Source organism: Bacillus sp. LJBV19 (genome assembly GCF_017797845.1).
Classification (GTDB): Bacteria; Bacillota; Bacilli; order Bacillales; family Bacillaceae; genus Bacillus; species Bacillus velezensis.
Genome location: NZ_CP072563.1, coordinates 620784 through 633314 on the forward strand (window position 1 = coordinate 620784; position 12531 = coordinate 633314).

Consider the following 12531-nt stretch of genomic DNA (forward strand, 5'->3'; position numbering starts at 1 on the left):
ATAATGTGGGAAGCCGATCTGTTATTTGTATTGGAGAATTGTTAATTGATTTCTTTTGTACCGATGTGGATGTTGATTTGACGGAAGGACGTAATTTCTTAAAAAGTGCCGGCGGGGCACCGGCGAATGTGTCGGCAGCCATTGCTAAGCTGGGCGGAGACGCGGCTTTCAGCGGAAAAACAGGCAAAGATCCGTTCGGGTATTTTCTGAAGCAGACATTGGACGCCGTACACGTCGATACCTCTATGCTCGTCATGGATGAGAAAGCGCCTACAACGCTTGCGTTTGTTTCATTAAAACAAAATGGGGAGCGCGACTTTGTGTTTAACAGAGGAGCGGACGCTTTGTTTACGCTGGATGATATTGATCTGGAAAAGGTAAACGATGCGAAAATCCTTCATTTCGGATCAGCGACAGCATTGTTATCTGATCCGTTTTGCTCAGCCTATTTACGGCTGATGTCGATTGCGAAAGACAATGGACAGTTTATTTCCTTCGATCCTAACTACCGTGAGGATTTATGGAAAGGAAGAGTTTCAGAGTTTATAAACACCGCAAAAAAAGCCGTTGCCGTAAGTGATTTTGTGAAAGTCAGTGACGAAGAGCTTGAGATCATCAGCGGTGCGAAGGATCATAAAGAAGGTGTTGCGGTTCTTCATGAGATCGGAGCCGGCATTGTGGCGGTGACACTCGGGAAAAGCGGAACCCTTCTATCAAATGGGAAGGATATTGACATCATTCCGAGCATTCCGGTGACATCAATAGACTCAACGGGAGCGGGAGATGCGTTTGTCGGCGCGGCGCTGTATCAGCTGGCGCGCACCGATGAGATTCAGACGGCAGCCGATGATTTTGCGAAGCTGCGTGATATTGTCTCATTTGCCAATAAGGTGGGGGCGCTCGTGTGCACCAAAATCGGTGCGATCGATGCTTTGCCGAGCTTAAAAGAGGTTGAAGTATCACTGTAAAGTATGGAGGATGTTTCTTGAAAGTCATCGGACTTCGGGAAGCATCCTCTTTATTTAGGTCTGAAACCCATTACGATATACGGTATACTTTAGAAAGGCATCCAGTAAATTGAACCGCTGTGAAGTACATACAATCACGTTTTTATCAGTTCTAAGTAAAACCAAGTTTCTGCTGCTGCCGTCATGTATAGTATGACGGCCTATGATATTGAACCGCGGAGGAATGTTTTTCATGAAACATGTTTTTCTTATTGTGCAATGCGCGTTTTCTGTTTTTTGTTTTCTTTGTCTCGCCGCTGTCAATTGGTATCAGGGGAGTGAGCTTGTTTCTGATTCGTTTGATTGGAATTATACGGCTAAATTCTCAAAGCTTTTGAATGGGACGGATACGATTACAAGTCCGGAACAGATTTCGCAGCTGGATTTCTTTGTGTATGCGGCGAAGCATTATCCGTTAGTGAGCGGGTTAATGATCGGGCTGTTTGTTTATTTTTTGTTCTCACTGTATCTGGTCATAAAGAATTTCCGCCGGCACAAATGGGCTGAATGAGACTATTTTCATATAAAAATACATAAATTCAAGAGAAAATGAAACTTTTTTTGAAAAAAACAGTATATATAACTGTGAACTTGTTACTATTTAATTTTGGGAGGAAAATGAAAAATGAGTATTTTAGGAAGATTTAAAGACATCATGTCAAGTAATATCAATGCGTTGCTGGATAAAGCTGAAAACCCTGAAAAAATGGTTGATCAATATTTGCGGAATCTGAACAGTGATTTAGGAAAAGTGAAAGCGGAGACGGCTTCTGTCATGGCTGAGGAACAGCGGGCGAAAAGAGCGCTAACTGAATGCCAGGCTGATGCCGAAAAGATGGAAAGTTATGCGATGAAAGCGTTGCAGGCCGGCAATGAAGCTGATGCGCGGACATTTTTGGAAAGGAAAGCGGCTGTTGAATCAAGACTGACCGAGCTGCAAACGGCTTATCAGCTCGCTTCATCCAACGCGTCTCAAATGCGCAAAATGCATGACAAGCTTGTCGCTGATATCGGAGAGCTTGAGTCGCGCCGAAATGCCATCAAAGCGAAGTGGTCTGTGGCAAAAACGCAGGAGAGAATGAACAAATTGGGGTCCTCTGTGTCAAATGCGGGCCAATCGCTGACAGCTTTCGGCAGAATGGAAGACAAGGTCAACCAAGCGCTTGATCACGCCAATGCGATGGCTGAGCTGAACGCGTCTCCGAAAGACGATATTGACGAGCTGACGGCTAAATATGACAGCAATCAAAGCAGTGTCGATGATGAATTGGCGGCGCTCAAGCAGAAAATGCTTTTCAGTAAAGATCAATAGACAGCGGGCTGCAGCTTTGTCCGATATAAAGAGAAAGTGAGAGAAACAGAATGATCATTTCTTATAAATGCCCGAACTGCGGCGATGATATGGTCTTTGACAGTTCATCCGGCATGCTGACATGTCACAGCTGCGGGCGGCAGGATCAGATTGAGATCCTGCCAAAAGAGTATATAACGACGAGATTTTCCGAAAATGAGGCGAACGAGTACCGCTGTGAGAATTGCGGCGCGGTATTAATGACTGAGGCGGAAACGACGGCCACGACGTGCGGGTTTTGCGGAGGAGCCGCCGTTCTCGCCGACCGATTATCGGGAAATCTCGCGCCTTCGATGGTGATCCCTTTTACGATCAGTAAAGAAGAGGCCATGAGCGCTTTTAAAAAGTGGTGCCGAAACGGCCGTCTGACACCGAAAGGATTTATGTCTGCCGATCGGGTGAAGAGCATAACCGGCATGTACGTGCCGTTTTGGATGTTTGATTTAAACAGCAAGGTTCAGGTCAATGCCGTTTGTACGAGAGTGCATCACTATGATGATGGAGAATACCGGGTGACGGAGACCGAGTATTACAACGCGTACCGCGATATCAATCTTGATTATCTCAAAATTCCGGTCGACGCTTCAGAAAAAATGAATGATGAATTAATGGACAAATTGGAACCTTACTCATACAGTGAGCTGAAGGAGTTTAATACGGCCTATTTAGCGGGATATATAGCGGAAAAGTACAATTATACCGATGACGATCTCTTTCCTCGGGCGAAGGATAAAATCAGCCATTATATTGATTCTTATATCAGATCCACCTTCTCCGGATATACGACGGCTGACATTACGGATGAGCAGATTCAGACCGATAAAATCAGCAGCTTTTACGTACTGCTTCCGGTCTGGATGGTCAGCTACGACTATGAGCGGGCTGAGCACATTTTTGCGATGAACGGGCAGACGGGCAAGGTTGTCGGCAAACCGCCGATCAGTGCCGGAAAAGTGGCCGCGTGGTTCGGCGGCATAACCGCCGGTGCGTTTGTAGCATTAAGACTCGTCTCACTTATGATAGGAGGCGGTTTTTGATGAAAGTATCGATAAAAAAAGCGTGTCTCTTCTGCTTCGTCCTTTTTCTGATGCTGTCTTTTTCTTTACATACATCGGCGTCTGCCGCGGAACAGAAGCAATATGTTTACGACAATGCTCATTTATTAACGAAGGATGAAACGAAGAAACTTGAGGAATTGGCCGGGAAGCTGGGGGCAAAGCGCCATACCGATTTTATCATTCTTACCGCAAACGGAACGGGCGGTAAGGACATCGAGCAGTACGCCGGTGATTTTTATGACAGTCATTTTAGCGGAAGTACGGCGATATTGACCATTGATATGAAAAATCGGGAAGTATTTATCTCGGGATATAAAAAGGCGGAGACGTATTTGAATAACAGCCGGCTGAATACGATCAGGAATACGATCTCGTCAGATATTTCCGCAGGCCATTATGAAAAGGCGTTTCAGACCTACATCAAGATGGCTTATAAAGATATGGGGAAAAGCCCGGACGACAAGTCTGACAATCTGCTGCTCACATGGTGGTTTCAGCTCATTATTGCCGCAGCCGCGGCCGGAATCGCCGTCACTGTGATGGTGTACAATTCCGGCGGCAAGGTCACCGTCACCGGCAGCACGTATATGGATCACGATACGTCTGAAGTGCTGAGCCAGCACGACACATATATCCGAACCGACGTTACAAGAGAAAAAAAGCCTGATAAAGATAATGACAATGACGGCGGAGTCACGAGGGGCGGCACGAGTTACAGCGGAAGCAAGGGAAGTTTTTAAATTATATGTAAAGGATTTGAGCATACATGGGTTTTTTCAGAAATCAGTTAGCAAATGTGGTGGAATGGGAAGAATTCAGAGACGACATGGTTTTCTATAAATGGAATAACCGTGAAATTAAAAAAGGCAGCCGTCTGATCATCCGGCCGGGACAGGATGCCATCTTTTTATACAATGGGAAGATTGAAGGGATTTTCCGTGATGACGGCGATTATGATATCGAATCAGAAATCATTCCGTTTCTATCTACACTAAAAGGGTTTAAGTTTGGTTTTAACAGCGGCATGCGGGCTGAAGTGCTGTTTGTGAATACGAAGGAGTTCACCGTGAAGTGGGGCACAAAAAACGCCATCAACATTCCGGCGGCAGGTATGCCGGGCGGTATGCCGATCCGCGCAAACGGCACATTTAACTTCAAGGTCATTGACTACATCGGATTGATTGATAAGATTGCGGGTGTCAAAGACAGCTATTTAGTGGAGGACATTAAAATCCGGATTACGTCTATTCTCGATCAGCTTTTGATGAAATGGATCACCAGAGAAGGAAAAGACATGTTCAATCTGCAGTCGAATTCCTTTGAAATCGGAAAAGGGATTCAAGAAGATCTTGATATGCAGCTGATCGGAGACGGCATGTCGATTACGGGCTTCAATATTATGAGCTTTAACTATCCGCAGGAAGTTCAGGATATGATTACGAAAAACGCTTCTTACGGAATGGTGGGGGATGTGAACCGCTATCAGCAGATTTCCATGACGGACGGAATGTCATCCGGCAAAATGAACGGAAGCGGCGCCGCCTCCGACATGGCGGGCATGATGATGGGAATGAATGTGGCAAATCAAATGATGAACCAAATGAATCAAAATCAGCAGAACCAGCCGCAGCAAGATCAAAGTCAGCAGAATCAGGGGACGGCACCGGCGAACGGCTCGGAAGGAGCGGCTAAGCCGAAATTCTGTCCGAACTGCGGAACGAAAACGGAAGGCGCGAATTTTTGCCCGAATTGCGGACAGAAGCTTGCCTGACGATATACGAAAAAGAGGCCTTTTTGGGGCCTCTTTTTTTTGTCATGATTTCATTGTTTGAACGATGAGGGATGTCAGAGCTTTAGAACCCTTAGGTATGAGATGGACGCCGTCCGGTGTGAAGTATTCAGGGTGCTGCAATGCTTTTGCGTGCCAATCGACAAGCGTCACATTTTTCCGTGACTCGGCCTGCCGGCGCAATGATTCGTTTACTTTGCTTTCCCACTGCCGCGGCACACGTGTGTTGACAAGATAGATATCGGCTTTTGAAAAGGAGCTGATCAGTGATTCAATTTGGCTGTTTGTGAAATAGCCATTCGTCCCTAACTCGATGATGACCGCTTTGTTCGGCTGATTAAATGACGCATATTCCGAAGTGAGCCGGAGTGCTTGAGAGACTTGTCTTCCTACCTTTCCGTCGATGGTGACATGAGGGAGGGACTGCCGCAGGTATGACGCAATGTCCAGCATCACCGAGTCACCGATGGCCAGCACGTCTTGCTGAGGCTGTGTTTGTTTTGAATCAGCCGTTTTTTGAGATGACCGTTCCTTTTTCTTGTCGGTTTTCTTTGTATTTGATTTGTCTGCTGGTTCTTTCTTGTTTGTGTCTGACGCGGTGTCCGTTTTTTCGCCGCCGTGTTTTTTCTTGCTGTCTTCTTCTTTTGCAGGCTGATCGTGATCGGCCGTTTTGTGCGAAGAGGCGGCGGTTTCTTGCTGATCATTTTGCGCGTACGTCCATTGCGGCTGTTTTTTCTCTTCGGCTATCCCTGACAGCCCGCCCGCAAATACGAGAATGGCGGCAAGAATGAGGCCGAGCGACATTCTGCTGATGACAGAGGATGTCTTCCATTCCAGAAAGCGGTTCAGAAACACGCGGCGTAAAAATGGCCGGAAGCCCGCAGTGCGGATCGGCTGTTCAATGAAATGGTAAGATAGCTCGGCAAGAATGAAAGTGGCGCCGATTCTGACGGCGCAGTGCCAATAAACCGGATTTCCGATTTCCTGTACGGGTGTGCTCAGTACGATAACCGGGTAATGCCAAAGATAGATTCCGTATGATCTCGTTCCGATCCAGCGAAGCGGCTTCCATGAAAGAACATGTCCCAAAAAGCTGCTCGGATGGCATAAACATGCGACAAGAACCGCTGCGGTGATGCTGATCAAAAGCATGCCGCCCTTGTACAGGAAGGGTTCATATTCATCCGTGTAAAAGACGCAAAGCAGCAGCGCGGCAAAAGCGGCAAGCTCCGTCCCGTGAAGCAGGTGTTTCATGCTGCTCGGCAGCCGTTTGGAAGATAATCGTTTCATCGGCCACACTAAAGCTAAAGCGCAGCCGATCAGCAATTCAAATGAGCGGGTATCCGTCCCGTAATAAACGCGGCTCGGATCTCCGCCGGGCACATACATCATACTCATCACGACTGCTGAACATAACGCGAGGAACATGACCGCGGCCGCAAGCCGGGCCCGTGTTTTACATATGTACATCCCCGCAAGCAGCAGGAAGGGCCATATGATATAAAACTGTTCTTCAATCGCCAGCGACCAAAGGTTTTTTAATGGCGAAGGGGAGCCGAAGCTGTCGAAATAAGAAAGTTGATGAAAGATAAACCACCAATTGCTTATGTAAAAAAGTGAGGAGACCGCATCTCCGCGTACGGTATGCAGGAGCTCGCTGTTAAACAATACGACCCAAATGACCGTCGTGATAATCATGAGATAAGCCGCCGGCAGAAGCCGCCTGATCCGGCGCACCCAAAAATCACGCAAATCAAGGGTGATGGCATTGCCTTGGGCAGGCAATATAATAGATGTAATTAAATACCCCGATAAAACAAAAAAGATATCAACACCGATGAAACCGCCGTCGGCCCAGTTAAAATTCAGATGATATGCGATAACTGCGAGGACGGCAAAGGCGCGAAGTCCATCCAGTCCGGGAATATAGCGGTGATGCAGTGACTTGTCTGACATGGTATTCCTCCAATAATGTGCGCGGAAATTCTCGCTGTTTTGCGGATGGCTATGGCAGATTTCTGTACAGTCTTCCATTTGTTCCGTTAATTAGACGCATTCGGAAGGGGATTTTGTTTCAGAAAAAATGAATGAAATGCTGTGATTTTCTTAAACTTTTCAGCCCCCGTCCGGCGTCTGTTATATGAAAAGGGTCCCTTGTGCATCTTGGCTGTTGCGGGACGAAAGAAAAAATCCATGATCTGCGGATATCATGGATTTTTTTCTTTCTTTATCTGATGTAGCGGTCTCCGACAAGCAGCTTGGAGATGACGGAGGTCGGTATTGTAAACTCTGTAACGCCCATATATCCGGGTGCCGCTTCATATTCGTCAAATGAAATAACAAGTTTGTGCTTATCTGTAATATAAAAATTCTGGTCGGCGCGGATGGCTTTAAAAGGTTCCGTCATATCATCATCTTCGACCCAGTATATTTTATTCGGATCTTCTTTCATCTGTTTTTTCATTTGTTCTTTAATATTTTGGCTGATGACTTTAATATAACGGTCATCTTTAAATAAGCTCTTTAACGTAAGCACGGCCTCATTCTTTTTATCGATCGTGATGTAACGGCTTTGTGTATAAGAGGAAGCTTGCGTTTTTTCGATATCACGTCGGATTGAGATCAGATCCGCTGTGTCAGTAACGGTTTCATAATCGCTGTAAATACTGAGGTGGCCTTTTTTGCTTTTTGAGGTCGCCTTCATAAATTCCTGATACAGCTTTTTGCTTTCTTTCATGTAATGCCGGTTGATGCTGTCTTCGAGTTTATGATCGGAAAGTCCGGACAGAGCGGGCGTTTTCACATCAATGCTTGATTGGTTCTTTTCTTCCTTCATCTCCGTGAATGTGATGGCTTGGACGACTTTGCCGATGACGGGGATTTTAGACATGGCTTGTGCGGCATCCGGATTGATATTGACAACGGCGGTAAATAAGACGGCCGCAGCGACTGCCGCGGATGTCGGCCACATCACGATTCGTTTTTTCTTCGGTTTCTGCCGAAGGGCTTTTTCGACAATGCTGTCCAGTTCCTTAGGAATGGGCACACTTTTATACTCTTCTCTTAATTGTTCTAATCTCTTTTCCATTAAGAAAGATCCTCCTTCGTCAGCTGAATGCGCATGAGCTTCAGCCCCCTGTAAAGGCGTGTTTTGACGGTGTTGATGTTTTCCCCCGTGATGTCCGCGATTTCTTCTAATTTCAGGTCTTCAAAGAAACGCAGAATGATAATGGTTTTATATTGATGCGGCAGGTCATCGAGCGCTTCGTGAAGGTCTGTGTCTTTGTAGTGATCTTCCTTTCCGCGGCTTAAAAACTCGATCGTTTCATCGTCCATCACTTTCAGTTTTTTCTGTTTGCGGAGAAAATCAATGGCCGTGCGCACTAAAATTTTATAAAACCAGCTTTTGATCACATCGGGGTTTTTGACGGATTCGACCGATGTCAGCGCTTTTTGAATTGATTCCTGAACAATATCTAACGCGTCATCCTTGTTCTTTACGTAACTGTACGCAAGCCGGTAAAAGTCTTCCTTGCGCTCAGTTATGCACGTCACAAGCGACGCTTTGGCTGTTTCGTTCTTCATTGCTTCAAAGGGCTCCTTTTTTAAAAATACGTATCATAGGCTGCTGCCTAAGGATAGACGGGACAGGGTAAAAAATAGTTTGCGCAGAGGGGATCATTTTTAAAAGGAAAAGGAAGGAAAGACGATGAGATGAAAAAAAGAGCCGGAACGGCTCTTTTTCGGATGTGTCTGATATTCAGCTGAACGGTTTAGTTCGGTTTGACTAAGATTTTCACTTGGTTTTTCTCTTTGATTAAAGCGCCGAAGCCTTCTTCAATCAGGTCGTCGAGCACGATTTTTTTCGTGACGAGCTTATCTGCTGAGAAGTAGCCCTCTTTCATCAGTGCAAGAACGGAAGGGAAGATGTCACGGTATCCGATAATGCCTTTTACGGTCCGTTCTTTGATGACGATATCGTTCGGATGAATTTCCGCTCCTTTTTCCCAGATGCTGACGATAACCGTTTCACCGGCAATGTTTGTTGACTGGATCGCCTGGCGGAGAACGACAGGAACGCCTGTTACTTCATAAGAAACATCAACGCCGCCGTTTGTGCGTTTAGCGATTTCTTCAACGACATCGTCCGTTTTTGACGGATCAATGATGATAGCGCCGAGTTCTTTCGCTTTTTCCTGACGTTCCGGTGAAAGTTCAACCGCGTAAATATCTGTGGCGCCGGCCGCTTTCAGGGCTTCAATCACAAGCAGCCCGATCGGTCCGCAGCCAAAAACTGCCGCCTTGTCGCCCGCTTTTAATTTGCTTTGACGGACGGCGTAAAGCGCTACCGCTGACGGCTCAACAAGCGCGCCCTGTTCGTAAGAAAGCTCTTCAGGAAGCTTAAACAGCAATTCTTCGTCAACGGATACATATTCAGAAAATCCGCCGCCGCCTCCGGCTAAGCCTAAGAATCCCATTTGTTCATCAAGGTTATAGGCTCCCTGATGTCCGTGTGTGGCAAAAATCGGTTCCACGACGACACGGTCGCCGACGCTGTAATTTTTGACGCCTTCGCCCACTTCAACGACTTCTCCTGAGAATTCGTGACCCATCGTGACGGGCGCCATTTCGTTTGTTAACGGATGAGGTTTGCCGACCGGAATAAAGATCGGGCCTCCCAAATATTCATGAAGGTCGCTTCCGCAAATCCCGCACCATTTGACTTTAATTTTGACTTTACCCGGTTCTGCTTTAGGTTCATCAATGTTTTCGATTCGAATGTCTTTTTGATTGTGCCATCTTGCCGCTTTCATTGATTATCACTCCTAGTCTGATTGAAACGAGTATAGGTACATGATCAATATGAACCACGGTTAAAAGGAATAAAGTGCCTGCTTCCTAAAGCCTGATTTCTCAAAATATATCATATTATGCAACTATCAATAGGCCTTATAAAAAGTCCATATTGAATGCAGAAATACTCTATGAATATTATAACGCTAATGAATTAAATTTTGTAGTATAATTTACCATGGAATTATATAGAACAGGAAATTGTGCCGTCGTTATGTGCATGTCTCATCACGTTGTAATGAACATGTAAAGTGATTGAAATATTATAATCGTCTTCTTGGTGTATAATTTTGCCTAGAATAAAGAATCAGGAGGACGAAAGCTTGAAGAAGTTATTCTTAGCCTTATTGATTTTAGCAGGAAGCACGCTGGGAGCGATCAGTTACTCTTCTGATGCAAGTGCTAAAAAAGTGAACGGAAATATTACATGGTATAATGGAGTCGGTAAAAAAGGATCGTCCGGTAAAAAACTGGGACACTGGGATTGCGCGACAAAATTAGGATTTGACGTTCCGAGAAACGGAACGAAAATCAGAGCCTATGCGAAAGCAAAACCGAAAAAGGTTATCACCGTATACAAAAATGATGTAGGCCGTCTGCCGAATGCCGTATTGGATGTCAGCCCGAAAGCGTTCAAAGCGCTCGGATATCCATTAAGCAAAGGAAGAGTATCCGGACACTACAGCTATTAAAATAGACCATCTTAAAAAGCAAGGACACTGATTCTTGCTTTTTCTGATTGACGGAGAGATTGATAATGAAGAAGAAACGATGGATCTGGATGTTGCTGGCCGCCGTTTTGGCGGCGGCGGTCATCGCGGCCGTTTTACTGATTAAAGGAAAAAGCGACGGCGGCGGAAAAGCCGTTGTCTCCGGCGGTCATGACAAGCTGCTTGTTTCCATTACAGACAAAGATCTGATGACGAAATATTACGAGGACGGCCGCGTGCTGTACGAGGAAAAGCTTTCGGCATATCCGGCGTTTGCGCTGGATGACGCCCATCAGGTGCTCTATTTTGTCGGGAATAATGACCAAAATGAGATGCGTCTGTATAAGCTTGATCTGAAGACGAAAAAGAAGACGGTGCTTTATAAAGGAACGGCAAGCGCTGACAGTCTGTTTTTATCAAAGGATCTGTCGCACATTTATTTCCGTCTCGGAAAAGCAGATGAAGATATTTTTCGTCTCGCATCTTTTGATTTGAAAACGAAACGTTATGAAAATCTGTATCCCGCCGCCGATGAGAAAGACGACAGTGTGAGCAGCTTCTTTTATAATCGCAGCCAAAACGATTTTGCGCTTCTGCATTATTCCGTAAAAGAGGATTATCAAAAAACGGATGAGGCAAATGAGAAGGGGATTGACCCTGAACCGACGAATATCCGGTTTGCAGCAGGAGCGGGCGAACACCTTCAGGATCTGACAAACCTTGAACAGTTTATCAGCGACGTGGCGGTGTCACCGGACGGAAAGAACTTTGTCTTTACATCTTATACACAAAAAGGGACGGAACAAAAAGCGTCCATCCGTCTGATGAATGTCAAAACGAAAAAAGATGAAACGATTATCTCAAACGGGAAGGACTTCGCTCCGCTGATTGATGCCCAGCCTCAGTTTTCTAAAGACGGCAGCATCATTTATTTCATGGCGGAAGCAAAAGGCGCTAAGCGTCTGAAGGATGAAACGGGGCGGAATGCGAAGGTCCGGACTATTTATGCTTATCATTTGGATACGAAAAAATGCGAAAAAGTCTGGGAAAATGACAACGGCATTATCAACAGTTTTTCCGTCATCCAATCATGAAAAAAACACTCAGCGCCCGCTGGGTGTTTTTTAATGAACAAAGCTGGCTGCGGCTGAGGCGAGCCATTTGAAAAAACGGAGAATCGGAACGGCAAAATGGAGCGTTTCGATGAATGACTGTGCGGCAAGGTTCATTTTCCGCCGTTTTGCCATTTCCTTCAGATCTTTCTGCTGCCGATCGTTTTTCATGTTCATTACTCCTTTGCATCATAAAAGGACATGATAACGCAAAGGCCTCTCATGAGACATGGAGGCCTTCTCTATGTTGAGACTCGTAAAAGGGAGGTCTAACTTGATGCCGTTTGATTATTGTTTTGGAGATTTACCAACGAACGGACGCCGTCGATCATTTTACTGCCGCAAAGGGGGCAAGTCGGGGTATCACTGCCGGCAAAATTCTTTCTGCTCCAGCCGATACAGTCCTCTTTTGTGCATTCCCACGTACTGACATCTTCTTTAGGCAGCGGTTCCTGATTACGTTTGTTGTAGTAAGACATAAAGTCACTTCTTCCCTTATGAATTTTCGTGCACTCCTTCATTGTCTCATACTTTTCCCTAATCTCCTAATTCCTTTTTCTATCCAGATTTCCAATGAGGGTGCACCGTCTTCCTGTTATTACAGTATATGCAAATAAGTGTCTTCTTATTTTTTCTTTTTGGATAAATAA

The 12531-nt window shown here is 45.6% G+C and carries 14 protein-coding genes; 8 read left to right on the plus strand and 6 right to left on the minus strand.

Annotated features, from left to right (window positions below):
- Positions 1-5 precede the first annotated feature (5 nt).
- The 6 genes from J6600_RS03185 (at position 6) to J6600_RS03210 (ending at position 5187) form a co-directional block, all read left to right on the plus strand.
- Complete coding sequence (locus J6600_RS03185; RefSeq protein ID WP_209387949.1) at positions 6-968, plus strand: carbohydrate kinase family protein; 963 nt, start codon at positions 6-8, stop codon at positions 966-968.
- Positions 969-1200: 232 nt separating this feature from the next.
- A complete protein-coding gene (locus tag J6600_RS03190; RefSeq protein WP_014417074.1) occupies positions 1201-1518 on the plus strand; it encodes a YjdJ family protein in 318 nt (105 codons plus the stop codon).
- Between the two features lie 114 nt (positions 1519-1632).
- The gene (locus tag J6600_RS03195) at positions 1633-2319 is read left to right on the plus strand and encodes a PspA/IM30 family protein (RefSeq protein WP_021495204.1); all 687 of its coding nucleotides are present in this window, start codon (positions 1633-1635) and stop codon (positions 2317-2319) included.
- Positions 2320-2369: 50 nt separating this feature from the next.
- Positions 2370-3395, plus strand: coding sequence for a TFIIB-type zinc ribbon-containing protein (locus J6600_RS03200; RefSeq protein WP_209387950.1), 1026 nt, complete (start codon positions 2370-2372; stop codon positions 3393-3395).
- Positions 3395-4156 (plus strand): TPM domain-containing protein, encoded by a 762-nt coding sequence (locus tag J6600_RS03205; protein ID WP_014417077.1) that lies wholly within the window; start codon positions 3395-3397, stop codon positions 4154-4156. The genes J6600_RS03200 and J6600_RS03205 overlap by 1 nt, the downstream gene beginning before the upstream one ends.
- Before the next feature lie 26 nt (positions 4157-4182).
- Positions 4183-5187 (plus strand): SPFH domain-containing protein, encoded by a 1005-nt coding sequence (locus J6600_RS03210; protein WP_029973761.1) that lies wholly within the window; start codon positions 4183-4185, stop codon positions 5185-5187.
- 42 nt (positions 5188-5229) lie between these two features.
- Here the strand turns inward: J6600_RS03210 and J6600_RS03215 are convergent, their stop codons facing one another.
- The 4 genes from J6600_RS03215 to J6600_RS03230 form a co-directional block, all read right to left on the minus strand.
- Positions 5230-7161 (minus strand): acyltransferase family protein, encoded by a 1932-nt coding sequence (locus J6600_RS03215; protein WP_209387951.1) that lies wholly within the window; start codon positions 7159-7161, stop codon positions 5230-5232.
- 271 nt (positions 7162-7432) lie between these two features.
- Positions 7433-8293 (minus strand): anti-sigma-V factor RsiV, encoded by an 861-nt coding sequence (gene rsiV / locus J6600_RS03220; protein ID WP_014417080.1) that lies wholly within the window; start codon positions 8291-8293, stop codon positions 7433-7435.
- The gene (locus J6600_RS03225; protein WP_003155802.1) at positions 8293-8790 is read right to left on the minus strand and encodes an RNA polymerase sigma factor SigV; all 498 of its coding nucleotides are present in this window, start codon (positions 8788-8790) and stop codon (positions 8293-8295) included. The genes rsiV and J6600_RS03225 overlap by 1 nt, the downstream gene beginning before the upstream one ends.
- A 188-nt stretch (positions 8791-8978) precedes the next feature.
- Positions 8979-10019 (minus strand): 2,3-butanediol dehydrogenase, encoded by a 1041-nt coding sequence (locus tag J6600_RS03230; RefSeq protein ID WP_007408876.1) that lies wholly within the window; start codon positions 10017-10019, stop codon positions 8979-8981.
- Between the two features lie 363 nt (positions 10020-10382).
- Here J6600_RS03230 and J6600_RS03235 point away from each other — a divergent pair, with 363 nt between their 5' ends.
- Positions 10383-10751: an RlpA-like double-psi beta-barrel domain-containing protein gene (locus tag J6600_RS03235; protein WP_007408877.1), complete on the plus strand. Its 369-nt coding sequence runs from the start codon at positions 10383-10385 to the stop codon at positions 10749-10751.
- Positions 10752-10816: 65 nt separating this feature from the next.
- Entirely contained in the window at positions 10817-11863 is a 1047-nt protein-coding gene (locus tag J6600_RS03240) for a TolB family protein (RefSeq protein ID WP_209387952.1), read from the plus strand.
- A gap of 30 nt (positions 11864-11893) precedes the next feature.
- Here J6600_RS03240 and J6600_RS03245 read toward each other — a convergent pair whose 3' ends face one another.
- Together J6600_RS03245 and J6600_RS03250 are read right to left on the minus strand one after the other, a co-directional pair.
- On the minus strand, positions 11894-12052 hold the full coding sequence (locus J6600_RS03245) for a hypothetical protein (protein ID WP_003155794.1): 159 nt from the start codon (positions 12050-12052) through the stop codon (positions 11894-11896).
- A 98-nt stretch (positions 12053-12150) separates the two neighbouring features.
- Complete coding sequence (locus tag J6600_RS03250) at positions 12151-12360, minus strand: cold-shock protein (protein WP_007408879.1); 210 nt, start codon at positions 12358-12360, stop codon at positions 12151-12153.
- Positions 12361-12531: the final 171 nt, after the last annotated feature.